This window comes from Streptomyces sp. NPDC028910, from assembly GCF_055564955.1.
This window is the reverse complement of record NZ_JBVHVF010000032.1, coordinates 55,574-77,464: the sequence shown is the minus strand read 5'-3', so window position 1 is coordinate 77,464 and position 21,891 is coordinate 55,574. Positions and strand designations below refer to the sequence as shown.

General features: G+C 71.0%; 23 protein-coding genes. 8 read left to right on the top strand and 15 right to left on the bottom strand.

The genetic code is table 11. The features are described 5' to 3' along the window. Positions 1 to 39: 39 nt before the first annotated feature. From ACZ4TV_RS29440 to deoC, 3 genes are read right to left on the bottom strand one after another with little or no spacing between them, the layout of a single operon-like run. A complete protein-coding gene (locus ACZ4TV_RS29440) occupies positions 40 to 945 on the bottom strand; it encodes an aldehyde dehydrogenase family protein (protein WP_468138119.1) in 906 nt (301 codons plus the stop codon). Then, positions 938 to 2,374 carry an aldehyde dehydrogenase family protein gene (locus ACZ4TV_RS29435; RefSeq protein ID WP_468138117.1) on the bottom strand — a complete coding sequence of 479 codons (1,437 nt, stop codon included), beginning with the start codon at positions 2,372 to 2,374 and terminating at the stop codon, positions 938 to 940. The genes ACZ4TV_RS29440 and ACZ4TV_RS29435 overlap by 8 nt, the downstream gene beginning before the upstream one ends. A gap of 5 nt (positions 2,375 to 2,379) precedes the next feature. Beyond that, positions 2,380 to 3,342 carry a deoxyribose-phosphate aldolase gene (gene deoC, locus ACZ4TV_RS29430; protein WP_468138139.1) on the bottom strand — a complete coding sequence of 321 codons (963 nt, stop codon included), beginning with the start codon at positions 3,340 to 3,342 and terminating at the stop codon, positions 2,380 to 2,382. A gap of 203 nt (positions 3,343 to 3,545) precedes the next feature. Between deoC and ACZ4TV_RS29425 the strand changes: the two genes are divergently transcribed. The 3 genes from ACZ4TV_RS29425 to ACZ4TV_RS29415 all read left to right on the top strand — a co-directional run bounded on the left by ACZ4TV_RS29425 (position 3,546) and on the right by ACZ4TV_RS29415 (position 5,110). Further along, positions 3,546 to 4,190: a PH domain-containing protein gene (locus ACZ4TV_RS29425; RefSeq protein ID WP_468138116.1), complete on the top strand. Its 645-nt coding sequence runs from the start codon at positions 3,546 to 3,548 to the stop codon at positions 4,188 to 4,190. Positions 4,191 to 4,278: 88 nt separating this feature from the next. Continuing rightward, positions 4,279 to 4,857, top strand: coding sequence for a VanZ family protein (locus tag ACZ4TV_RS29420; RefSeq protein ID WP_468138115.1), 579 nt, complete (start codon positions 4,279 to 4,281; stop codon positions 4,855 to 4,857). Between the two features lie 52 nt (positions 4,858 to 4,909). Next, positions 4,910 to 5,110 (top strand): PspC domain-containing protein, encoded by a 201-nt coding sequence (locus tag ACZ4TV_RS29415; protein ID WP_468138114.1) that lies wholly within the window; start codon positions 4,910 to 4,912, stop codon positions 5,108 to 5,110. 68 nt (positions 5,111 to 5,178) lie between these two features. Here ACZ4TV_RS29415 and ACZ4TV_RS29410 read toward each other — a convergent pair whose 3' ends face one another. The 3 genes from ACZ4TV_RS29410 to ACZ4TV_RS29400 form a co-directional block, all read right to left on the bottom strand. Beyond that, complete coding sequence (locus ACZ4TV_RS29410; protein WP_468138113.1) at positions 5,179 to 5,949, bottom strand: hypothetical protein; 771 nt, start codon at positions 5,947 to 5,949, stop codon at positions 5,179 to 5,181. 132 nt (positions 5,950 to 6,081) lie between these two features. Next, a complete protein-coding gene (locus ACZ4TV_RS29405) occupies positions 6,082 to 6,345 on the bottom strand; it encodes a hypothetical protein (protein ID WP_468138112.1) in 264 nt (87 codons plus the stop codon). 139 nt (positions 6,346 to 6,484) lie between these two features. Then, the gene (locus ACZ4TV_RS29400) at positions 6,485 to 7,633 is read right to left on the bottom strand and encodes an adenosine deaminase (protein WP_468138111.1); all 1,149 of its coding nucleotides are present in this window, start codon (positions 7,631 to 7,633) and stop codon (positions 6,485 to 6,487) included. A 114-nt stretch (positions 7,634 to 7,747) separates the two neighbouring features. Between ACZ4TV_RS29400 and ACZ4TV_RS29395 the strand changes: the two genes are divergently transcribed. Together ACZ4TV_RS29395 and ACZ4TV_RS29390 are read left to right on the top strand one after the other, a co-directional pair. Next, complete coding sequence (locus ACZ4TV_RS29395) at positions 7,748 to 8,470, top strand: prolyl oligopeptidase family serine peptidase (RefSeq protein ID WP_468138110.1); 723 nt, start codon at positions 7,748 to 7,750, stop codon at positions 8,468 to 8,470. Between the two features lie 75 nt (positions 8,471 to 8,545). Then, the gene (locus tag ACZ4TV_RS29390; protein WP_468138109.1) at positions 8,546 to 8,911 is read left to right on the top strand and encodes a cupin domain-containing protein; all 366 of its coding nucleotides are present in this window, start codon (positions 8,546 to 8,548) and stop codon (positions 8,909 to 8,911) included. Positions 8,912 to 9,186: 275 nt separating this feature from the next. Here ACZ4TV_RS29390 and ACZ4TV_RS29385 read toward each other — a convergent pair whose 3' ends face one another. After that, positions 9,187 to 10,128 (bottom strand): LysR family transcriptional regulator, encoded by a 942-nt coding sequence (locus tag ACZ4TV_RS29385; protein WP_468138108.1) that lies wholly within the window; start codon positions 10,126 to 10,128, stop codon positions 9,187 to 9,189. 98 nt (positions 10,129 to 10,226) lie between these two features. On the opposite strand from ACZ4TV_RS29385, the gene ACZ4TV_RS29380 reads away from it, so the two are divergent. Continuing rightward, complete coding sequence (locus ACZ4TV_RS29380) at positions 10,227 to 11,510, top strand: MFS transporter (protein WP_468138107.1); 1,284 nt, start codon at positions 10,227 to 10,229, stop codon at positions 11,508 to 11,510. A gap of 91 nt (positions 11,511 to 11,601) precedes the next feature. Continuing rightward, positions 11,602 to 12,318 carry a L,D-transpeptidase family protein gene (locus ACZ4TV_RS29375; RefSeq protein WP_468138106.1) on the top strand — a complete coding sequence of 239 codons (717 nt, stop codon included), beginning with the start codon at positions 11,602 to 11,604 and terminating at the stop codon, positions 12,316 to 12,318. Positions 12,319 to 12,480: 162 nt separating this feature from the next. On the opposite strand, the gene ACZ4TV_RS29370 is transcribed toward ACZ4TV_RS29375, so the two are convergent. Beyond that, positions 12,481 to 13,830, bottom strand: coding sequence for an MFS transporter (locus ACZ4TV_RS29370; RefSeq protein WP_468138105.1), 1,350 nt, complete (start codon positions 13,828 to 13,830; stop codon positions 12,481 to 12,483). Positions 13,831 to 14,019: 189 nt separating this feature from the next. Between ACZ4TV_RS29370 and ACZ4TV_RS29365 the strand changes: the two genes are divergently transcribed. Next, a complete protein-coding gene (locus ACZ4TV_RS29365; protein WP_468138104.1) occupies positions 14,020 to 15,015 on the top strand; it encodes a sigma-70 family RNA polymerase sigma factor in 996 nt (331 codons plus the stop codon). Here ACZ4TV_RS29365 and ACZ4TV_RS29360 read toward each other — a convergent pair. The 7 genes from ACZ4TV_RS29360 to ACZ4TV_RS29330 form a co-directional block, all read right to left on the bottom strand. Further along, positions 14,911 to 15,249: an STAS domain-containing protein gene (locus ACZ4TV_RS29360; protein ID WP_468138103.1), complete on the bottom strand. Its 339-nt coding sequence runs from the start codon at positions 15,247 to 15,249 to the stop codon at positions 14,911 to 14,913. The two genes, ACZ4TV_RS29365 and ACZ4TV_RS29360, sit on opposite strands and share 105 nt — an antisense overlap. A 51-nt stretch (positions 15,250 to 15,300) precedes the next feature. Continuing rightward, entirely contained in the window at positions 15,301 to 15,894 is a 594-nt protein-coding gene (locus ACZ4TV_RS29355) for a Uma2 family endonuclease (protein ID WP_468138102.1), read from the bottom strand. Between the two features lie 94 nt (positions 15,895 to 15,988). Beyond that, positions 15,989 to 17,266 carry a thymidine phosphorylase gene (locus ACZ4TV_RS29350; protein WP_468138101.1) on the bottom strand — a complete coding sequence of 426 codons (1,278 nt, stop codon included), beginning with the start codon at positions 17,264 to 17,266 and terminating at the stop codon, positions 15,989 to 15,991. Between the two features lie 102 nt (positions 17,267 to 17,368). Then, positions 17,369 to 17,767 carry a cytidine deaminase gene (locus ACZ4TV_RS29345; protein ID WP_468138100.1) on the bottom strand — a complete coding sequence of 133 codons (399 nt, stop codon included), beginning with the start codon at positions 17,765 to 17,767 and terminating at the stop codon, positions 17,369 to 17,371. Continuing rightward, the gene (locus ACZ4TV_RS29340) at positions 17,764 to 19,029 is read right to left on the bottom strand and encodes an ABC transporter permease (protein WP_468138099.1); all 1,266 of its coding nucleotides are present in this window, start codon (positions 19,027 to 19,029) and stop codon (positions 17,764 to 17,766) included. The genes ACZ4TV_RS29345 and ACZ4TV_RS29340 overlap by 4 nt, the downstream gene beginning before the upstream one ends. Beyond that, the gene (locus ACZ4TV_RS29335) at positions 19,026 to 20,141 is read right to left on the bottom strand and encodes an ABC transporter permease (protein WP_468138098.1); all 1,116 of its coding nucleotides are present in this window, start codon (positions 20,139 to 20,141) and stop codon (positions 19,026 to 19,028) included. Before ACZ4TV_RS29335 ends, ACZ4TV_RS29340 begins: the two co-directional genes overlap by 4 nt. Continuing rightward, a complete protein-coding gene (locus ACZ4TV_RS29330) occupies positions 20,138 to 21,739 on the bottom strand; it encodes an ABC transporter ATP-binding protein (protein ID WP_468138138.1) in 1,602 nt (533 codons plus the stop codon). Before ACZ4TV_RS29330 ends, ACZ4TV_RS29335 begins: the two co-directional genes overlap by 4 nt. Between the last annotated feature and the right edge of the window lie 152 nt (positions 21,740 to 21,891).

The following is a 21,891-nucleotide window of genomic DNA, read 5'->3' as shown; positions in this document are numbered from 1 at the left end:
GGGGGACGCTGCCGGGGCCGGTCTCGTGGGGGCGGGGCCTCAGTACGACGAGCCGCCCGCGCCCAGCGACCCGGTCGGGTGCCAGACGGTCTTGGTCTCCAGGAACGCCGTCATGCGGGACGTGCCCGGGTCCGCGCTCCAGTCGTCCACAGGCTGTGGACGCAGGACGCGCTTGAGGTTGTCGGCCGCCGCGATCTCCAGCTCCTTGGCCAGCGCCGTGTCGGCTCCGGCCAGGTCGATCGCGTTGACGTCCTGGTGGGACGCCAGGTGGGGGCCCATTTCGGCGGCCTTGCCGGACAGGATGTTGACCACGCCGCCGGGGAGGTCGGAGGTGGCCAGCACCTCGCCCAGGGAGAGGGCCGGCAGCGGGGACTTCTCGCTGGCGATGACCACGACCGTATTGCCCGTCGCGATCACCGGGGCGATCACCGAGACCAGGCCCAGGAAGGACGAGTCCTGCGGGGCGACGACCGCCACCACGCCCGTCGGCTCGGGGGTGGAGAGGTTGAAGAACGGGCCCGCGACCGGGTTGGCCCCGCCCACGATCTGGCCGATCTTGTCGGTCCAGCCCGCGTACCAGACCCAGCGGTCGATGGCCGCGTCCACGACGGCGGAGGCCTTCGTCTTGGACAGCCCCTCGGCCTCGCCGACCTCGCGGACGAACTGCTCCCGGCGGCCCTCCAGCATCTCGGCGATGCGGTAGAGGATCTGGCCGCGGTTGTACGCGGTCGCGCCCGACCAGCCCCCGAAGGCCTTGCGGGCGGCGACGACCGCGTCACGCGCGTCCTTGCGGGACGACAGGGGGGCGTTGGCGAGCCACTTGCCCTTTGAGTCGGTCACCTCGTACACCCGGCCGCTCTCGGAACGCGGGAACTTCCCGCCCACGTACAGCTTGTAGGTCTTGAAGACGCTCAGACGCACAGAAGACGTCGAAGACTCAGACATCGAGGTAGCCCTCCAGGCCGTGGCGGCCGCCCTCGCGACCGAAGCCCGACTCCTTGTAGCCGCCGAAGGGCGAGGTCGGGTCGAACTTGTTGAACGTGTTGGCCCACACCACACCGGCGCGGAGCTGGCTCGCGACCGCGAGGATGCGCGAGCCCTTCTCCGTCCAGATGCCGGCGGAAAGCCCGTACTGGCTGTTGTTGGCCTTGGCGACCGCCTCGTCGGGCGTACGGAAGGTCAGCACGGACAGCACGGGGCCGAAGATCTCGTCGCGGGCGACGGTGTGCGCCTGGGTGACGTTCGTGAAGAGCGTCGGGGCGAACCAGTAGCCGGCGGACGGCAGCTCGCACGCCGGGGACCAGCGCTCGGCGCCCTCGGCCTCCCCGGTCTCGGCGAGCGCGGTGATCCGGGCGAGCTGCTCGGCGGAGTTGATGGCGCCGATGTCGGTGTTCTTGTCCAGCGGGTCGCCCAGGCGCAGGGTGCTCAGGCGGCGCTTGAGGGAGTCCAGCAGCTCGTCGTGGATCGACTCCTGGACCAGCAGGCGGGAGCCCGCGCAGCAGACCTGGCCCTGGTTGAAGAAGATGCCGTTGACGATGCCCTCGACGGCCTGGTCGACGGGGGCGTCGTCGAAGACGATGTTGGCGCCCTTGCCGCCCAGCTCCAGGGTGACCTTCTTGTCGGTGCCGGCGACGTGGCGGGCGATCTTCTTGCCCACGGCCGTCGAGCCGGTGAAGGCGACCTTGTTGACGTCCGGGTGCTCGACGAGGGCCGCGCCCGCGTCGCCGTAGCCGGTGAGGATGTTGACGACGCCCTTGGGCAGCCCGGCCTGGCGGCAGATGTCCGCGAAGAAGAGCGCCGACAGGGGGGTGGTCTCGGCGGGCTTCAGGACGACCGTGTTGCCGGTTGCGAGCGCCGGGGCGATCTTCCACGCGAGCATCAGGAGCGGGAAGTTCCACGGGATGACCTGGCCGGCCACGCCGAGCGGGCGGGGGTTCGGTCCGTAGCCCGCGTGGTCGAGCTTGTCGGCCCAGCCCGCGTAGTAGAAGAAGTGGGCGGCGACCAGCGGGAGGTCCGCGTCGCGGGTCTCCTTGATCGGCTTGCCGTTGTCCAGGGTCTCCAGGACGGCGAGCTCGCGGCTGCGCTCCTGGATGATCCGGGCGATGCGGAAGAGGTACTTGGCGCGCTCGGAGCCGGGCAGCGCGGACCACTTCTCGAAGGCCTTGCGGGCGGCCCTCACGGCACGGTCCACGTCGGCGGCGCCCGCCTGGGCGACCTCGGCCAGGACCTCTTCGCTGCTCGGCGAGACGGTCTTGAAGACCTTGCCGTCGGCGGCGTCGGTGAACTCACCGTCGATGAAGAGCCCGTAGGAGGGGGCGATGTCGACGACCGAGCGGGACTCGGGAGCCGGTGCGTACTCGAATACAGATGCCATGGTGATCAGTCCACCGTCACGTAGTCGGGACCGGAGTAACGGCCGGTGCTCAGCTTCTGGCGCTGCATCAACAGGTCGTTGAGCAGGCTGGAGGCGCCGAAGCGGAACCAGTGGTTGCTCAGCCAGTCCTCGCCCACGGTCTCGTTGACCAGGACCAGGAACTTGATCGCGTCCTTGGTGGTGCGGATGCCGCCGGCCGGCTTCACGCCGATCTGGATTCCAGTCTGCGCGCGGAAGTCGCGTACGGCTTCGAGCATGAGCAGCGTGTTCGCCGGGGTGGCGTTGACCCCCACCTTGCCGGTCGACGTCTTGATGAAGTCGGCGCCCGCGAGCATGCCGATCCATGAGGCGCGGCGGATGTTGTCGTAGGTCGACAGCTCGCCGGTCTCGAAGATGACCTTCAGGCGGGCGGCGCTGCCGTCCTCGCGGACGCAGGCCTCCTTGATGGCCTTGATCAGCTCGTACGTCTCCAGGTAGCGGCCGGCGAGGAAGGCGCCACGGTCGATGACCATGTCGATCTCGTCGGCGCCGGCGGCGACGGCGTCACGGGTGTCCGCGAGCTTGACGGGCAGGGCGGCGCGGCCGGCCGGGAAGGCGGTGGCGACGGAGGCGACCTTGACGTCGGCGCCGTTCAGCGCGGCCTTGGCGGTCGCCACCATGTCGGGATAGACGCAGACGGCGGCCGTCATCGGAGTCGTGCGGTCGGTCGGATCGGGATGGACGGCCTTGGCGGAGAGCGCCCGGACCTTGCCCGGGGTGTCCGCGCCTTCCAGCGTCGTCAGGTCGATCATCGAGATGGCGAGGTCGATGGCGTACGCCTTGGCCGTCGTCTTGATCGAACGGGTACCGAGGGAGGCCGCGCGGGCCTCCAGGCCGACAGCGTCGACGCCGGGCAGCCCGTGCAGGAAGCGGCGCAGCGCGCTGTCGGACGTCGTCACGTCAGCGAATGCGGTGATGGTGGTGGGCATGGTCACCAGATGAGCATATCTACGCGCGTAGCAACATGTCACCCCCTCCCCCGGATCCAATCGGAATCCTGTCCGCCGTTTGACGTCACGGCCCGCCGTACCGATCGGCCCCTTCGACACCGCCCGCGTCCGCCGTGCCCGTCCTGTACGCCGATCTCGTGGGCTGATCCACCCAGGCGGCGCGGTGGGGCAGAATCGACCCCATGAGCAGCCAGCAGCAGCCGACCGACGAGCCGGTCCACGACGATCGGGTCTACCGCTCCTCCATGGGCGTCGTCACGGGGGTCATGCTGCTCGCGCTGATCGTGTGGCTCTGCGGCGACGCCGTGGTGCGGGGCTCGGGGAACACCCCCTTCATCGCGCTGGCGGTCGCGCTGTGCGCCGTACCGCTGGTGGTGGCCTTCACGATCCGCCCGGCCGTGTTCGCCAATGACGACCGGATGCGCGTGCGGAACCCCTTCCGGATCATCGAGCTGCCCTGGGCGGCCGTGGACGCGGTGCGCGCCGGGTACTCGGCGGAGGTGCTCGCCGAAGGGTCGAAGTACCAGCTCTGGTCCGTGCCCGTCTCGCTGCGGGAGCGGAAGAAGGCGAACCGGCAGCAGCTGAGGCAGCAGCACGGCGGGCGCTCCGGCCGCGGCGGGAGCGACCCGGGAGCGAGGACCACCGCCCCGGCCCAGCCGCCGCGGGCCAGTGCGGACCGGATCGTGGACGAGTTGCAGGGGCTGGCCGAGCGCGGCGCCTCGCGGGCCGGGGCCCAGGGCAGCGTGCGCGTGCACTGGTCGTACGAGATCATCGCGCCCGCCGTCGTCGGCGCGGTGCTCCTGATCGTCCTCGTCGCCACCCGCTGACCGGGCTTCCCGCGCGGCGCGCCGGTGCTCCGTGCCACACCCCTTTCGGGGCGGAACCGGGGCTACCACCTCGCACGTCCTCGCAGGTGTGCAGCGTCATGAGGCCGGCGACAACGCCGCCACCGCCACCGCGATCCACCTTCGTCTGCGACTCCTGGCCGGGGTCCTGCTGGCCGCCCATCTCCTGGTCGTGGGCTGGCTGACCCTGCGGCCGCTCGACGTGCCCTGGGCCGCGGCCGCCAATCTGACCCCCCTGGAGGGGATCAGGACGGACCTCGCCTACGGGCCGCTGGAGGCCGCCCGGAGGATCGGCGAGGGGCTGGCGCTGCTGGCCCCGCTCGGGGTGCTCCTGCCGATGATCAGCGGGCGGCTCGCGCTGTCGACGCTCTCCGCGTGGTCCTCCCTGGCGCGGACCTCGGCCGCGGGCGCGCTGGTCTCCGTGTGCATCGAGATGCTCCAGACCGCCGTGGCCGGCCAGGTCGCCGACGTGGATTCGGTGCTGCTGAACACCACGGGTGTGCTGCTCGCGCACGCGGCCGTTGTACCGGCGCTGCGGGCGCGGCTGCGACGTTCACACACCGCTTATCAGGGGGCTACCCCGAAGATTTCCAGGGTCGGGCTCGGCCCCTGGACCGACGTTCTCTCGGCGGTCCAGCGCGAGTATTGAGGCATCGCGCTGCGCTGACTCCAAAGCAGCGATCCCGACGAAGGAGAACCTCATGAGCGCCTTGGTCCGCCCCCGTGACGGCCGCTGGATCGGCGGAGTCTGCGCCGGACTGGCGCGGCGTTTCGGAATTTCCGGGAACGCGATGCGCGCCATATTCATCGTCTCGTGCCTGCTGCCCGGCCCGCAGTTCCTGATCTACATCGCGCTGTGGCTGCTGCTGCCGAACGAAAAGTCCGCCTCGACCGCCTGGTAGCGGCCTGGTCGGCAGATGCGGTCGGCAGGTCCGGTCGGAAGCTCCAGTCGGCAGGTGCGGTCGGCAGGTCAGCCGGCCTTCCGGACCTTTTCCAGCTGCTTGTCGGCCACTTCCTGCGGCACCTCGGCCTGCTGCTGGGCGCCCGCCACATTGAGGGCCATCAGCCGCACGACGGTGCCGCCCTCGCGTACGACGACGAGGTGGACCTGCGCGGAGACGCCCTGGGCGGCCGCGGTCGTGGTCCAGCTGACGCTCTCGTCGCCGGTCGTGCGGTACGCGGCGGCCCGCACGTCGCGGTAGCTGCCGGTCTGCTTCTCCACGGTGGCGGAGAAGCCCGTGCCGCAGGCGGCGACGGCGGCCTTGAGCCGGGAGATCAGCGCCTTGGCGTCGCTCTCGGCGTAGGAGCTGACGGAGGCGGAGACGGCGAGCCCGACCTGCTTCTGGGAGCCGACGCCGCGGTTGACGGTCTCGCGCGCGGCCGGGTCGGGCTTGTCGCCCATGATGTCGGCCAGCGGCTGGCAGGCCTTCTTGTCGGCCTGCGGCTGGCCGTCCGGGGCATTGGGGTTCTTGCCCTGGGCGGAGATCTGGTAGCCGGGCAGGTCGCCTTGCGCCAGCGCGGACCGCTCCAGCTTGCTGCCACCGGCCTTCGGCGCGGCCGGTCCGGTCGATCCCGTCGATCCCGCCGACTCCCCGGGGGCGCCGGGCGCGCCGGAGGTCCGGCCCGCGGAGCCCTTGGGGTCCGGTGCCTTGCCCGGGGCGGGGGTGTCCGCACCGCCGCATCCCACGGCTGCGCACAGCAGGGCGGGAACCAGCGCGACCATCGTCGCTCGTGTCTTCATGCGCATGATCAAAGACCTCGTACCCCGTGCGTCGGCGGGCAGTTGGTGGTGATCGTGGCACACGGCACGACGTGGCGCCCACCCGTTCGAAGGGGTGTGCGCCACGCGTGCACGCGTACGGTCCCGTACGTATCAGCCGCCGAGGCCGCTGGTCGGCAGACCGCCGAGCAGGCCGGTCACCGGGGCGAGCGCGGCAGCCGGGTCGCTCGACTGCTGGCCTTCCTCGGCGCCCATGTGCTGCTGGCTGGTGAGGCCCTGGACGGCACCTGTGGCGGTGCCCAGCGCGTCGGTCAGGCCGACGGCCGGAACGGCGGCGGAGGCGGTACCGGCGGCGACGGCGGCGAAGGCGGCACCGAGAGCGGCGACACCGAGGGTCTTGGCAGCTGACTGCTTCATGAAAACGTGTCCTTGCGACGGGGAATTGAGCGGCTCCGCAAACTAGTCACTTCAAACCCCCGCCCGCAAACATCCTTAAATATGAGAAAGCGCCCGGGAATTGCCGCTCCCGGGCGCTTTCAGTACGTCATGCCATGGCCTACGCCGAAACAGAACCGCTGGTGGAAGCCGTCTGCTGGAACAGCCACTCCGACTTCAGCTCCGCATAACCCGGCTTGATCACCTCATTGATCATGGCCAGTCGTTCATCGAAAGGAATGAACGCGGACTTCATCGCATTGACGGTGAACCACTGCATGTCGTCGAGCGAGTAGCCGAAGGTCTCGACCAGGTGCTCGAACTCCCGGCTCATGCTGGTGCCGCTCATCAGACGGTTGTCGGTGTTGACCGTGAGCCTGAAGTGCAGCTTCCGCAGCAGGCCGATCGGGTGCTCGGCGTAGGAGGCGGCCGCGGCCGTCTGCAGGTTCGAGGTCGGGCACATCTCCAGGGGGATGCGCTTGTCCCGGACGTACGAGGCCAGGCGCCCCAGCTTCACGGAGCCGTCGGCGGCGACCTCGATGTCATCGATGATCTTCACGCCGTGGCCGAGCCGGTCGGCGCCGCACCACTGCAGGGCCTGCCAGATCGACGGCAGGCCGAAGGCCTCGCCCGCGTGGATGGTGAAGTGGTTGTTCTCGCGCTTGAGGTACTCGAAGGCGTCGAGGTGGCGGGTGGGAGGGAACCCGGCCTCGGCCCCGGCGATGTCGAAGCCGACGACGCCGTTGTCGCGGTAGCGGTTGGCCAGCTCCGCGATCTCCAGCGCACGGGCCGCGTGGCGCATCGCCGTCAGCAGCGCGCCGATGCGGATGCGGTGGCCGTTGGCCTTCGCGCGGCGCTCGCCCTCGCGGAAGCCGTCGTTCACGGCCTCGACGACCTCTTCGAGGGTCAGGCCGGCTTCCAGGTGCTGCTCGGGGGCGTAGCGGATCTCGGCGTACACGACGCCGTCCTCGGCCAGGTCCTCGGCGCACTCGGCGGCGACCCGGATGAGGGCCGCCTTCGTCTGCATGACCGCGCAGGTGTGCGCGAAGGTCTCCAGGTAGCGCGGGAGGGAGCCGGAGTCGGCGGCTTCGCGGAACCAGATGCCGAGCTTGTCGGCGTCGGTCTCGGGGAGGCTCTCGTAGCCGGCCTCGCGGGCCAGCTCGATGATGGTGCCGGGTCGCAGTCCACCGTCGAGGTGATCGTGCAGCAGCACCTTCGGGGCGCGGCGGATCTGATCCGGGGTCGGCAGGGTGGGGGTCTCGCTCGTCATCTGCGCACTCTAACTCCTACGCGCGTAGAGCGGGGGGCCGACGGCGACCGTCGATATGTAACAGAGACCGCGCGGACGGATGGCGTACACCTCCGGGTCTGAGACTGTTCCGCCATGGCACAGCATGCGCCGCCGGCGCGCGGGGCCCGTCTGGGACGGGCGGCCGGCGCGAACGGCTCGGGTTCGACGGTCAATGGTGTGGTGCTCCTGCTCCCCGGAGCGTCCAGACTCTCCCCCGGTCCACTGCGTCCGCTCGCGCGGGCGCTGGCCCGGGCGGGCGGGACGGACGGGCTGGTCACGCACACCGTGATCCATGGCGGGGGGTCATCCCGGGAGGAGCAGGCGCGGTGGGCGGCGGACGAGGCGGTACGGCGGTACGGGGACGTGCCGGTGTGCCTGGCCGGCTATGACGCGGGCGGCCTGGCCGCGCTGCGGGCGGCGGGCCACGGGGCCGTCAACTCGGTTCTGGCCATGGCCCCCTGCCTGGCGGAGGCGGCCGCCGCGGACTCCCCTGAACCGGTGAAACAGCTGGCGGGCCGGCAGGTGTTGATCGTGCACGGCACCAACGACGCGCGCAGCGACCCGGAGACCTCCTTCCGGCTGGCGGCGCGGGCGAAGAAGACGAACAGGACGACGTGCCGGTTCGAGGTCCACTCCGACGGGCACGGGTTGCGCGAACACCAGGCGGAAGTGGTGGCCCTGGCCGTGGACTTCGTGCTGGGCTCGGTGCTCTCGGGGCGGTACTCGCGGCCGGTGACGGACGCCCTGGCCGCGCCGCCGCCGCTGGGCCTGCGGATGCCGCTGGCCTCGGGCTACGGGAGGTCGCTGCGGAGGTGAGCCGCGGCCCCCGCGCGTAACGTGAAGAGAGGACTCGGGGCGGACTCGGGGGTTTCTTCGCGGAGGCGGTGAGCCATGGCCGGATTGGTGTCCAGGAACTTCGACCAGCCGGACGAGACGAGGCCTTTCGAAAAGGGCAGGCTGGACCTGTTCAACACGGAGGCGGGGCCCGTGGGGCGCGCCGTGTTCGAGCCGGGGTGGCGCTGGTCGGAGCACGTGAAGCCGCTGGCGGGTACGGACAGCTGCATGTCCGCGCACACGGGATACATCGCGAGCGGGCGCTTGAAGATCGTCATGGATGACGGGGAGAGCGCCGAGGTCGGCCCGGGCGACTTCATCCAGGTCGCGCCGGGGCACGACGCCTGGGTCCTGGGTGACGAGCCCTGTCTGGCTCTGGACTGGACCGGTTACGGCGACTACGCGAAGCCGGCCTCCGGCTGAGACCCCCTAGCAGGGCCCGCGGCGCCGGTCGTAGTAGGCGCGCAGTCCGGGGCTGCTCGGACGGCGGGCAGGGCCGTCGCGGCCTCGCCCACCTCGTCCCACAACCGCCAGGGCGGACCGGACGGTTCGGGGTCCACGGCGTACGTAGCCGGCTCCATCAGCGGCGGATGCAGTTGCTCCCAGGCCGCGTAGCGGGTGTGGACGGGAAGGGCGACCCGGGAGACCGGCGCCGTCAGCTCGCCGCCGCGGTCGAGCGCTTTTCGGGCGTACGGACCTTACGCGGCCGGTGGCTCCAGGTCAGGGATCAGCCGGCCGCGCCGGGAGAGCAGGAAGCGCTTGAATTCCGCGACCGGCGGGGTGTCGGGGTGGCCGTCGAGCCAGGCGACGCCGATCTCGCGGACGGCGCGCGGGGCGGTGACGGTCAGCTCGACCACGCCGGGGCGGGCGACGGCCGGGGGCGGCAGCAGGGCCACGCCGAGCCCGGCGGCGACCAGACCGCGCAGGGTCTCGGCCTCCTCGCCCTCGAAGGCGACGCGCGGGGTGAAGCCGGCCTCCGCGCACAGGTCGTCGGTGATGCGGCGCAGCCCGTAGCCCGGTTCCAGGGTGACGAAGGTTTCCTCCGCGGCTTCGGCGAGGCGGACGCGCTTGCGGCCGGCGAGGCGGTGGTCCTCGGGCACGACCAGGCGCAGGCGCTGCTCGTCGAGGCGGCGGGCGACGAGGTCGGGGGCGTCCGGGAGCGGTGAGGTGAGGCAGAGGTCGAGTTCGCCGGCCCGGAGCTTCTCCAGCATGGCCTCGCCGTAGTTCTGGACCAGGGAGAACCGCACGCGCGGGTGGTCGGCGCGGAAGGCGCGGATGAGGCCGGGTACGGTCTCGGAGCCGAGGGTGTGGAGGAAGCCGAAGGCGACCTTGCCCGAGGCCGGGTCGGCATCCTGCTGGACGGACTCGGCCGCGCGGGCGATCCCGTCCAGCGCCTCCTCGGCCGAGGCCAGGAAGGTGCGGCCCGCCGTGGTGAGGGCGACGGTGCGGCCCTTGCGGGCGAACAGCGTGACGCCCAGGTCCTCTTCGAGGCGGACCATGGCCCGCGACAGGGTGGACTGGGGGACGCCCAGCTCGTGCGCGGCGCGGGTGACGTGCTCGTGCCGGGCGACGGCCGCGAAGTACGCGAGGCGCGGGGCCAGCAAACGTGTCACCGACACGTCTTCTTCGTAACGGTTCATCGACATGCGCCGCCCTGAGCTGTGCTGATGCGTGGATGGATCGATTATCGCGATTCCATGCATTGGACGCATCAAAAACGGGAGCCTACCTTCGACGTATGCCTCCCGCTCATACCGGGGCACCCGTCATCCCGGGTGCCTCCACCCCGTCGTTCCCTCGGCCCGAACCCCGTGCCCCCGGCCGCCCCGGCTACCGCCGGATGAGCCTCGCGCTCTTCGCCGCCGGACTCGCGACCTTCGCCCTCCTCTACTCCACCCAGGCGCTGTTGCCCGCGATCTCGGCCGGCTTCGGGGTGACGGCGGGCCGGGCCAGCTGGACGGTGTCCGCGGCCACCGGCGCGCTCGCGCTGTTCGTCCTGCCGCTCAGCGCGCTGTCCGAGCGCTTCGGCCGCAGCCGGATGATGACCTGCTCGATGGTGGTGGCCGTGGGCGTCGGCCTGCTGGTGCCCTTCGCGCCGAGCCTGGAGTGGCTGGTGGTGCTGCGCGCCGTCCAGGGCGCGGCGATCGCCGGGATCCCGGCTTCCGCGATGGCGTACCTGGCGGAGGAGGTCGAGCCGCGGGCCCTGGTGGCCGCGATCGGCCTGTTCGTGGCGGGGAACTCCATCGGCGGCATGAGCGGTCGCCTCGTCACGGGCTGGGCGGCGCAGCTGTGGGGCTGGCGTGCGGGGCTGGCGGCCGTCGCCCTGATGTCCCTGGCCTGCGCGGTGGCCTTCCTGGTGCTGCTGCCCCGGGCGCGGTTCTTCCGCCCCGCGTCGCTGAACCCGCGCGCGGTGGGCCGTACCGTCTCGGGCCACCTGCGCGATCCGCTGCTGCTGCGGCTGTACGGGATCGGCGCCCTGTTCATGACGGTCTTCGGCGCGGTCTACACCGTCATCGGCTACCGCCTGGTGGAGGAGCCGTTCTCGCTGGGGCAGGGCGTGATCGGGTCGATCTTCCTGATCTACCTGGTCGGTACGGTCTCCTCCGCCGCCGCCGGCAGGCTGGTGGCCCGCGCGGGGCGGCGCGGCGCGCTGTACCTGGCCGTGACCACCACGGCGCTGGGGCTGCTGCTGTCGCTGTCGCAGTCCCTGGCGGCGGTCCTGCTCGGGCTGGTCCTGATCACGGCCGGCTTCTTCGCTGGGCACGCGGTGGCCTCGGCCGCGGTGAGCCGGACGGCGAAGAAGGGCCGGGCGCAGGCCTCCGCGCTCTACCAGTCGGCGTACTACCTCGGCTCCAGCGCGGGCGGCACCCTGGGCGCGCTCGCCTACCACGGTGCCGGGTGGGCGGCCACGGTCGGCATCGCGCTGCTGGCGGTGCTCGGCGTCGTGTCGATCACGCTGTACGGGACGCACGCGGCTCGCGCGCAGCGGCGGATGCCGGTTTCGGCGGCGGCCGCGCGCTGACGAAATCTACGCTCCTGCCGTAGGCAACTCCTGCTCTTTTTCCGGGCATTCAACACGGAGAACGGACGCTGTGCGAGCAGGGGAGGACCGGATGGGGACGCGGAGTGCACACACGCGTGCGAGGCGGCGGGCGGTGGTGTGGGGCGGGGTGCTGACGGTGGCCCTGGCGCTGCCGGTGGTGGTCGCGGGGGGCGGGCCGGCGCAGGCCGCCTCGTGCAACCTCACCACCGGGCCGTACCAGCGGCAGGTGGAGCAGTTCCTGGGACGGCCCGTGGACGGCAGGCAGTCGGCGGCCGACTGCACGGCCATCAGGGCGTTCCAGGCGCGCCACGGGATCACCCCGACCCAGGGGTACGCCGGGCCGCTGACCTGGCGGACGATGAGCACGATGCTGGCCCAGCGGGCGGCCGGCAGCACCCCGAACAAGGCGGGCGCCTGCCCGACGAACCGCGGCCGGATCGCCTGCGTCGACCTGACGCGGCAGCTCAGCTGGATCCAGGACGGCGCCACCGTGAAGTACGGCCCCGTCCCGGTCCGCACCGGCAAGGACGGCACGGAGACCCGGACCGGCCTGAAGAAGATCTACTACCGCAGCATCAACCACTGGTCGACGATCTACGACGTCGCGATGCCGTACGCGCAGTTCTTCGACGGCGGCATCGCCTTCCACTCGACCACCAAGAGCATGTGGAACCCGCCCGGTTCGGGCGGCTGCGTGAACATGCGGCCGGCGGACGCCAAGGCGTACTGGAGCATGCTGGGAAAGGGCGAGGACGTCTACGTGTACGGCCGCAAGCCCGGGACCTAGGCCCTGTCCGGGCGATCTTCGTGGATCAGGCCGCGGCGTCTGGTGCGGTGCATCGCAAGGCGGAGGGGCGCAGCTCGTACTTGGCCGTACTCGCGCGCTCCGACAACGCAGCGAGGTGCCGTGCCAGGCGTCGCGGACCCGCGAAGATCGCCCGGACAGGGCCTAAGCGGTGCCGGCGGCCCGCCCGGCGGTTTCGGCGGCGGGCGGCGGCGGTGCGGTGGGGTCGGGCGCCGCGTGCAGGCGGTCCAACCGCCGCAGGCTGGCCCGGCGTTGCACGAGGGACAGTCCGGCCACCGCCGCCCCGAGGACCAGCCAGCCCGCCGGGCCGGCCGTCATCACCGCGCCGGTCAGCAGCAGCGGGCCGGCGGACTTCTGGACGGACTGGGCCATGCCGGCCACGCCGAGGTACGAGGCCCGGGCCTCCGGGGGCGCGAGGGAGACGGCCAGTTCCCAGGAGCTCACCGAGCGCATCAGCTCCGCCGCGGTGGCCAGCACGGCCGCGGCGAGCAGGGCCGCCGAGGCGGCCCAGACGCCGCCCGCGGGGGCCATGGCCAGCAGGACGCAGCACAGGAGCGTCGTCAGCCCGTACAGGGCGACCGCTCCCGCCGCCTGGCGCGGGCCCGGGACCCGCGCCGACACGCGCCACTGGAGGAAGACGACGAGCACGGTGTTGAGGACCAGGAAGGCCGGGATCAAGGCGTGCGGCGCGGTGGTGTGGTTCACCAGCCACAGTGGCAGGCCGACGCCGAGGATCGCGTCGTCCAGGTTCATCGGGATGTCGAGCAGGACGAACTGGAGGTAGCCGCGGTCCCGCCAGGGACTCCGCCCGGCCGCCCCGGCCGCCCCGGCCGCCCCGGCCGCCCCGGATGCCCCGAGCCCGTGGCCGCGCGGCTCGCGGGTGCGCCACACCAGGGCGGCGGCCACGAGGAACGACAGCGCGTTGGCCAGGATCAGCACGTGATAGGCGCCGCGGGTCCCGACGGCGAGGCCGATGGCGGCGAGGCCCGCGCCCAGCGCGTAGCCCGCGTTCGCCGCACTGCGCGCCAGCGCCTGGTACGTGGAGCGCCGCTCGCCCGCGACCCGGGTGGCGAAGAGCATCTCCAGCGTCTTGGCCGCCCGGTCGCCCAGGTACGTCACGGCGACCACGGGCAGCAGCACGTCGAAGTCGGTCACCACCAGCAGCGCGCAGAGGGTCACCATGCGCAGCAGGTGGCAGCCGATCAGCAGGGAGCGCACCGGGAAGCGGTCGGCCAGGTGACCCGCCAGCGGCGATCCGGCGATGCCCGCCACTGCGGCCGCGCCCAGCAGCAGGCCCAGCTGCCGGGCGTCGAGTCCGACGATGAAGGTGAAGTAGAGGACGCAGGACGCGGCCCATACGCCCGTACCCGCGCGGTCCAGGAGTTGGGCGAGCAGCATGATCCGCGCGTCGCGCCCGCCCGGTGGCCTGCGCAGCTGCGCCAGCAGCCCGGTTCCCTCCCGCTGTGCCTTCCGGATCTCCCCGCCGCGCCGCATTCCGGCCTCCGCATCCGCCGCCCATGTATCTCGATGTCGAGATACATGGCGGAAGCCTGCCCCACATCAATCTTGACGTCAAGATACTTGATGTCGATAGACCCTCGCGTCCGCGCGCTTCCGGCTGCCGTTGTCGGACCCCTCCGGTAGTTTCCGGAGTACCGGGAACTACCAGGGGGATGAACGGACATGAGCGACCTCGCCACCAGTACGGACCTCGATGCGGCGATGGACCGGTACCGGGTCGAGCTCACCGGCTACTGCTACCGGATGCTCGGCTCGTCCTTCGACGCCGAGGACGCGGTGCAGGACACGTACATCCGCGCCTGGCGCAGCCACGAGAAGTTCGAGGGCCGCTCCTCGCTGCGGTCGTGGCTCTACCGGATCGCCACGAACGTCTGCCTGGACCTGCTGAAGGCCGGGAACAAGCGGGCCCGCCCGATGGACCTGACCGCCCCGCAGCACCAGGCCTCCGCCGTGCTCAACGAGCGGTCCGAGGTGACCTGGCTGGAGCCGGTCCCGGACGGCCGGGTGCTGCCGCAGACCGCCGATCCGGCGGAGATGGCGCTGGCGAAGGAGTCCGTACGGCTGGCCTTCGTCGCGGCGCTCCAGCATCTGCCGGCGAAGCAGCGGGCGGTGCTCATCCTGCGCGAGGTGCTGGCCTGGAAGGCGGACGAGGTCGCACAGCTGCTGGACACCACGGTGGCGTCGGTGAACAGCGCACTGCAGCGGGCACGGGCCACGCTCGCGGGCCACGGGCTGCGCGAGAGCGACCCGGCGGACCCGCTGGACGAGGACCAGGCGAAGCTGCTGGAGCAGTACCTGTCCGCCTTCGAGGCGTACGACATCTCCCGGCTCACCACGCTCCTGCACGAGGACGCGGTGCTGTCGATGCCGCCGTTCGACCTGTGGCTCCAGGGCCACGCCGACATCGCGGCCTGGCACCTGAACCAGGGCATCGGCTGCCAGGGCTCCCGACTGGTCCCCACGACGGCGAACGGCATGCCGGCCTTCGGGCAGTACCGCCCGGCGGCCTCCGGGAAGGGCCACACCCCGTGGGCGCTCCAGGTCCTGGAGATCTCAGACGGCAAGATCGTCGGGCTCAACGCCTTCCTGGACACCGCCCGGTGGTTCCCGCTCTTCGGCCTCCCCGAGCAGCTCGACGAGACCTACGAGGTCCAGTAGGGCCCGTAAGGCGGGCGGAGCCCCGGTGACGGTGAAGGCACCCCGCCCCCTCGCGGTCAGCCGCAGCCGGGCCAGCACCTCGACGGCGCCGAGGCCCGGCGCGGTGACGGCGGCGGCGTCACACACCACCGCGCCGGCCCCACCGTCGTACAGCCGCGCCAACCGCGCGCACAGCTGCGCGGCGTCGTATCCGGTCAGGTGGGGTCCGGGCAGCACAAGTCGTCTGATCTCCATGAGTGGACGACTCGTCCGCCACCCGGAACTCATCGGTGCCGGGCGTGCAGGTCAGGGCGTCGGAAAGTTGGAAGTGTCCAGCTTGAGGTCGAAGGGCGCTGGGAGATGGAAGGTCTCGCCGAACTTGCCTGCCTGAAGAATCCGGTAAACGCCGTTACTTGGCTCACCGTAGAGGGTGATGGTCGCGCCGCCAGGCGCGTGACCGTCGATGAGCAGGTAGAGCGGGACGCCTGCCTGGGCATACCCGGCGGCCTTGGCGATGCGATCGTGCGAAGCGTTCGACTTCGAGGTGATCTCGACGGCGAGCTCCGCAGCAGCGGCGGAGATGAAGTTGCCGTCGTCTTCGAGGACGAGATCTTCAGGGACAACCACCACGTCCGGGATGTAGAGGCCGCTGCGAGACGGGACGGCCACGTTAAGGGTTTGGAAGATCTCCCAGTTCTCAGGAATCGCGGCCAGCAGGCATCGATGCACCTTGGCCGCGATGAAGTTGTGGTGGTTGGCGGGCGGTGGCGCCACGGTGATGATCCCCTCGATGATCTCCACCTTGCAGCCCTCCGGCCCGTCCGTCTCCTCCCAGAGGCGGACGAGGTCGTCCCAGCCGTCGCCGCTCGTGGGCTCCTGCTGGACGGTGAGTGCGCTCATGGTGTGCTCCTAGGCTGTTGGCACCGATCCCAGCATGACGAACGGGACCGGTGGGCGTCCACCGGTCCCGTTCAGCCGTAGGAGTGAGGACGGATCAGGCGATGCGGTCCAGGACGATCGGCGTGGCGGAGAAGGGGGTGCCCGCCGGGGCGATGTCGTAGGAGCCCTCCAGGGAGGCCAGGGCGTAGTCGAACTTCTCCGGGGTGTCCGTGTGCAGGGTCAGCAGGGGCTGGCCCGCCGTCACCGTGTCGCCGGGCTTCGCGTGGAGCTCGATGCCCGCACCCGCCTGCACCGGGTCCTCCTTGCGGGCGCGGCCGGCGCCGAGGCGCCAGGCGGCGACGCCGACCCCGTACGCGTCGAGGCGGGTCAGGACGCCCGAGGCCGGGGCGGTGACGACGTGCTGCTCGCGGGCCACCGGCAGGGCCGCGTCCGGGTCGCCGCCCTGGGCGGCGATCATCCTGCGCCAGTGGTCCATCGCGGAGCCGTCGGCCAGGGCCTTCGCCGGATCGGCGTCCTTGATGCCCGCCGCCTCCAGCATCTCCCGGGCCAGCGCGAGGGTCAGCTCGACCACGTCGGAGGGGCCGCCGCCCGCCAGGACCTCCACCGACTCGCGCACCTCCAGCGCGTTTCCGGCGGTCAGGCCCAGCGGCGTGGACATGTCCGTCAGGAGCGCGACGGTCTTGACGCCCGAGTCGGTGCCGAGGCCCACCATGGTCCGCGCCAGTTCCCGCGCGTCCTCGATGTTCTTCATGAAGGCGCCGGTGCCGACCTTCACGTCCAGGACGAGCGAACCCGTACCCTCGGCGATCTTCTTCGACATGATCGAGGAGGCGATCAGCGGGATGGCCTCGACCGTGCCGGTGACGTCGCGCAGCGCGTAGAGCTTCTTGTCCGCCGGGGCCAGCCCGTCGCCCGCCGCGCAGATGACCGCGCCGGTGGTGTCCAGGACGTGCAGCATCTCCTCGTTGGACAGCAGCGCGCGCCAGCCGGGGATGGACTCCAGCTTGTCGAGGGTGCCACCGGTGTGGCCGAGCCCGCGGCCCGACAGCTGCGGCACGGCCGCGCCGCACGCGGCGACGAGCGGGGCCAGCGGGAGGGTGATCTTGTCGCCGACGCCACCCGTGGAGTGCTTGTCGGCGGTCGGGCGGGAGAGGGAGTCGAAGTTCATGCGCTCGCCGGAAGCGATCATCGCCGCGGTCCAGCGGGCGATCTCGGCCCGGTTCATGCCGTTCAGCAGGATGGCCATCGCCAGCGCCGACATCTGCTCATCGGCGACGACACCGCGGGTGTACGCGTCGATGACCCAGTCGATCTGCTCGGGGCTCAGCTCACCGCGGTCCCGCTTGGTCCGGATGACGGAGATGACGTCCATGAGGTGCTTCCTTCTACGCGCATAGAGAGAGGGAGAGAGGGGTTCAGGGAACGGAAGTGCGACGGCCCTCCGCCCCGGCAGGGCGAAGGGCCGTCGGCACGGCTATCTCAGGTGGTCGGGCCCGAAGGCCTGCGGCAGCATCGCCGCCAGCGGGAGCACCCCGTCCGGGGTCTCCACCAGCAGCTCGTCGCCGCCGAACTCGTACAGAAGCTGGCGACAGCGGCCGCACGGGACGAGGACCTCGCCCTTGCCGTCCACGCACGTGAAGTGCGTGAGGCGGCCGCCGCCCGTGGCCTGGAGGGAGGAGACCAGGCCGCATTCGGCGCACAGGCCCAGACCGTAGCTGGCGTTCTCGACGTTGCAGCCCGTCACGACCCGGCCGTCGTCCACGAGGGCGGCGACCCCGACCGGGAAGCCCGAGTACGGGGCGTACGCCCGGGTCATCGCCTCCCGGGCGGCCGTCCGCAGGGCCTCCCAGTCCACCGCCTGGCCGGAGGTCACTTGCCCTGGCCCTTGCGGTACGGCAGGCCGTCCGCCTTGGGCATCCGCAGGCGCTGCGCCGACAGTGCGAGCACCAGCAGCGTCGTCAGGTACGGGGCCGCGTCCACGAACTGGCTCGGCACCGCGTCCGTCAGGGCGTACCAGACGGTCAGCAGCGCGGCGAAGGCCGCCGAGACGCCGGCCTGGACGTACTTCTTCTTGTAGAGCTGCCAGACGCAGACCAGCACCAGCAGTATCGCGATCAGCAGCAGCATCGCGTGGACGTTCTCCGCGCCACCGCGCAGCTTGAGGCTGTCGATGAAGCCGAAGAGGCCCGCACCCAGCGCCATGCCGCCCGGCATCCAGTTACCGAAGATCATCGCGGCGAGGCCGATGTAGCCGCGGCCGCCGGTCTGGCCCTCCTGGTAGATGGGGCTCGCGACCTCGGACAGGAACACGCCGCCGAGGCCCGCGAGGGCGCCCGAGACGATCACGGCGATGTACTTGTACTTGTAGACGTTGACGCCGAGCGACTCCGCGGCGACCGGGTTCTCACCGCAGGAGCGCAGCCGCAGGCCGAAGCTGGTGCGCCACAGCACCCACCAGGTGGCCGGGATCAGCAGCAGGGCGACGATGGTGAGCAGCGAGATCCCGGTGACCAGGCCGCCGATGACGCCGGCGAGGTCGGAGACGAAGAACCAGTGCTTGCCCTGGAGGTCGGCCATCCAGTCCGAGAGCCCCGGCACGGTGACCTTGTAGATCGGCTCGACCTGCGGCGACTGCTTCGAAGAGCCGCCCGGCGCGTCGGCGAACGTGAAGTTCGACAGGTACTGGGTGAAGCCCAGCGCCAGGATGTTGATGGCCACACCGGAGACGATGTGGTTGACGTTGAAGGTGACCGTGATGATCGCGTGCAGCAGGCCGCCGATGGCGCCGCCGGCGATGCCGAGGGCGACGCCCGTCCAGGGGCCCCACTGGTAGCCGGCCCAGGCACCGAACCAGGTGCCGAGGATCATCATGCCTTCGAGGCCGATGTTGACGACACCGGCGCGCTCGGCCCACAGGCCGCCGAGACCGGCGAGGCCGATCGGCACGGCGAGGGAGAGGGCGCCGGAGACCTGGCCGACCGAGGTCAGGTCGTCGGCTCCGCTGATCACACGGACCAGCGAGACCAGTGCGAGGCCACCCGCGATGATCAGCATGATCCACGGCAGGGTGAGCTTCTTGCGTCCGCCCGACTTCTTCGGGGCGGCACTCGTCGCGGATACGGTGCTGGTGCTCACGCCGCGACCTCCTTCTCGGTCTTGATGGCGTGGCCCGCGGCCAGTTCCTCGCCGACCTTCTGCTGCTGGCGGCGGATGCCGTAACGGCGGACGAGCTCGTACGAGACGACGACCGCGATCACGATCAGGCCCTTCATGATCGTGCCGATCTCCTTCGCGTACCCCTCCGTGTCGAGCGAGGCCGAGGCCTTGTCGATGAAGGACATGAGGAACGCGGCGAGGAGGATGCCGACCGGGCTGTTGCGGCCGAGCAGCGCGATGGTGATGCCGGTGAAGCCGACACCGACCGGGAAGGACAGGCTGTACGTGTGGCTCTCGCCCAGCAGCACCGGCATGCCGGAGAGGCCGGCGACCGCGCCCGAGATCAGCATCGAGGTGATGATCATCTTCTTGGCGTCCACACCGGAGGCCTGGGCGGCGGACTCGCTGGCGCCGGTGGCGCGCAGGTCGAAGCCGAAGCGGGTGCGGTTGAGTACGAACCAGTAGACGATGCCGAGGGCGAACGCCACGAAGGTGAAGCCGTAGATCTCCAGGCCGTCGGCGACCTGCACGGCGGGGAACCAGCCGGACTCGGCGATCTCGCCGGTGTTGAGGGTGTTGGAGCCGGGCGGCTGGACACCGAGGTTCTTCGGCAGGATCAGCCAGGCGATCAGACTGGTCGCGATGGCGTTCAGCATGATCGTGGAGACGACCTCGCTGACGCCGCGCTTGGCCTTGAGGATGCCGGCGATACCGGCCCAGAACGCGCCGACCAGCATCGCGACGAACACGATCAGCAGGATGTGCAGCGGACCGGGCAGGGTGACGGCCGCGCCGACCACGGCGGAGAGCATCGCCGCGAGGCGGTACTGCCCGTCGACACCGATGTTGAAGAGGTTCATCCGGAAGCCGATGGCCACGGCCAGGGCCGCCAGGTAGTACGTGCCGGCCTGGTTCACGATGAGGATCTGGATGTCCTCGTAGCCGGCGGCCTCCACCATGATGCGCAGCGGCTCGATCGGGTTCACACCCGTGGCCGCGAGTACGGCCATGGTCAGTGCGAACGCGGTGACCAGCGCCAGCGCGGGCCCGGCGAAGGCGAGGAGCAGCCGGTCCTTGTCGAATTTCTTCATCGGGCCTCGTCCTCCGGCGATTCGGTACCCGCGTCGGTACCTGCGGAGTGGTTGTCGGTTGCTTCCAGGTGCCCGGAGGCGGCGCCCGTCATGGCGGTGCCGAGTTCCTCGGGGGTGATGGTCGCCGGGTCTGCGTCCGCGACCAGCCGGCCGCGGTAGATCACGCGCAGGGTGTCGGACAGGCCGATGAGCTCGTCCAGGTCGGCGGAGATCAGCAGGACCGCCAGGCCTTCGCGGCGGGCCTCGCGGATCGCGTCCCAGATCTGCGCCTGCGCGCCGACGTCCACACCGCGGGTGGGGTGGGCGGCGATGAGGAACTTCGGGTTGTGGCTCATCTCGCGGCCGACGATCAGCTTCTGCTGGTTGCCGCCGGAGAGCGAGGCCGCGGTGACCTCGATGCCGGGCGTGCGCACGTCGTACTCGCGCACGATCCGCTCGGTGTCCTTGCGGGCCGCCTTCGGGTCGAGGATGCCGCGCTTGGCGTTGGGCGCCTCGGTGACGTGACCGAGGATCCGGTTCTCCCACAGCGGGGACTCCAGCAGCAGGCCGTGGCGGTGGCGGTCCTCGGGGATGTACCCGATGCCGCCCTCGCGGCGCTTGCGCGTGGGCGTGGTGGAGATGTCCCCGCCGTCCAGCGTGATGGTGCCGCCGTCCGGGATGCTCATGCCCATGAGGGCCTCGATGAGCTCGGTCTGGCCGTTGCCCTCGACACCGGCGATGCCGAGCACCTCACCCTTGTGGATGGTGAAGTTGATGCCGGCCAGTACCTCGCGGACGACGCCGTCCGGGTCGGTCGCGGTCAGGCGCAGGTCGGCGACCCGGAGCATCGGGGTGGTGGTCACCGTGGACTCGCGGGTCTCGGGCGACGGCAGCTCGGAGCCGACCATCAGCTCGGCGAGCTGCTTGGTGGTGGCGGTCTTCGGGTCGGCGGTGCCGACCGTGGTGCCGCGCCGGATGACGGTGATGTCGTCGGCGACCTTCAGCACCTCGCCCAGCTTGTGCGAGATGAAGATGACGGTCAGGCCCTCGGCCTTGAGCTCGCGCAGGTTGTCGAAGAGGGCGTCCACCTCCTGCGGCACGAGCACGGCGGTCGGCTCGTCGAGGATCAGGATCTTCGCGCCGCGGTAGAGGACCTTGAGGATCTCCACACGCTGCCGGTCGGCGACCCCGAGGTCCTCGACCAGGGCGTCGGGGCGCACCCCGAGGCCGTACGCGTCCGAGATCTCCTTGATCTTCTTGCGGGCCTTGGCGCCGATGCCGTAGAGCTTCTCGCCGCCGAGAACGACGTTCTCCAGGACGGTGAGGTTGTCGGCGAGCATGAAGTGCTGGTGCACCATGCCGATGCCGCGGGCGATGGCATCGCTGGGCGTGTGGAAGGAGACCTGCTCCCCGTCGACGGCGATGGTGCCCTCGTCCGGCTTCTGCATGCCGTAGAGGATCTTCATCAGGGTCGACTTGCCGGCGCCGTTCTCGCCGATCAAGGCATGGACCGTGCCCTTGCGGACGGTGATCGCGATGTCCTTGTTGGCGACGACGCCGGGGAAGCGCTTGGTGATGCCGTGCAGTTCTACGGCGGGGGGCGGGCTGGACGCGTTGATGACGCACTCTCCTTGGCGCGGAAGGAGCGGGAGGCGGGGGACAGGGCGGGGAGTGAAAGTATCGCGTCCACGATGCTTCTACGCGCGTAGCACTGTCGGAAGTGAAAACTCGCGGCCACACGGGCCGCTCGTCACAGAGTAGTGATCACAGA

Bases quoted from the DNA above. Each gene is read 5' to 3' on its own strand.
- ACZ4TV_RS29440 (WP_468138119.1), bottom strand. From the start codon at position 945: ATGTCTGAGTCTTCGACGTCTTCTGTGCGTCTGAGCGTCTTCAAGACC.
- ACZ4TV_RS29435 (WP_468138117.1), bottom strand. From the start codon at position 2,374: ATGGCATCTGTATTCGAGTACGCACCGGCTCCCGAGTCCCGCTCGGTC.
- deoC (WP_468138139.1), bottom strand. From the start codon at position 3,342: ATGCCCACCACCATCACCGCATTCGCTGACGTGACGACGTCCGACAGC.
- ACZ4TV_RS29425 (WP_468138116.1), top strand. From the start codon at position 3,546: ATGAGCAGCCAGCAGCAGCCGACCGACGAGCCGGTCCACGACGATCGG.
- ACZ4TV_RS29415 (WP_468138114.1), top strand. From the start codon at position 4,910: ATGAGCGCCTTGGTCCGCCCCCGTGACGGCCGCTGGATCGGCGGAGTC.
- ACZ4TV_RS29410 (WP_468138113.1), bottom strand. From the start codon at position 5,949: ATGAAGACACGAGCGACGATGGTCGCGCTGGTTCCCGCCCTGCTGTGC.
- ACZ4TV_RS29405 (WP_468138112.1), bottom strand. From the start codon at position 6,345: ATGAAGCAGTCAGCTGCCAAGACCCTCGGTGTCGCCGCTCTCGGTGCC.
- ACZ4TV_RS29400 (WP_468138111.1), bottom strand. From the start codon at position 7,633: ATGACGAGCGAGACCCCCACCCTGCCGACCCCGGATCAGATCCGCCGC.
- ACZ4TV_RS29395 (WP_468138110.1), top strand. From the start codon at position 7,748: ATGGCACAGCATGCGCCGCCGGCGCGCGGGGCCCGTCTGGGACGGGCG.
- ACZ4TV_RS29390 (WP_468138109.1), top strand. From the start codon at position 8,546: ATGGCCGGATTGGTGTCCAGGAACTTCGACCAGCCGGACGAGACGAGG.
- ACZ4TV_RS29385 (WP_468138108.1), bottom strand. From the start codon at position 10,128: ATGAACCGTTACGAAGAAGACGTGTCGGTGACACGTTTGCTGGCCCCG.
- ACZ4TV_RS29380 (WP_468138107.1), top strand. From the start codon at position 10,227: ATGCCTCCCGCTCATACCGGGGCACCCGTCATCCCGGGTGCCTCCACC.
- ACZ4TV_RS29375 (WP_468138106.1), top strand. From the start codon at position 11,602: ATGGGGACGCGGAGTGCACACACGCGTGCGAGGCGGCGGGCGGTGGTG.
- ACZ4TV_RS29370 (WP_468138105.1), bottom strand. From the start codon at position 13,830: ATGCGGCGCGGCGGGGAGATCCGGAAGGCACAGCGGGAGGGAACCGGG.
- ACZ4TV_RS29365 (WP_468138104.1), top strand. From the start codon at position 14,020: ATGAGCGACCTCGCCACCAGTACGGACCTCGATGCGGCGATGGACCGG.
- ACZ4TV_RS29360 (WP_468138103.1), bottom strand. From the start codon at position 15,249: ATGGAGATCAGACGACTTGTGCTGCCCGGACCCCACCTGACCGGATAC.
- ACZ4TV_RS29355 (WP_468138102.1), bottom strand. From the start codon at position 15,894: ATGAGCGCACTCACCGTCCAGCAGGAGCCCACGAGCGGCGACGGCTGG.
- ACZ4TV_RS29350 (WP_468138101.1), bottom strand. From the start codon at position 17,266: ATGGACGTCATCTCCGTCATCCGGACCAAGCGGGACCGCGGTGAGCTG.
- ACZ4TV_RS29335 (WP_468138098.1), bottom strand. From the start codon at position 20,141: ATGAAGAAATTCGACAAGGACCGGCTGCTCCTCGCCTTCGCCGGGCCC.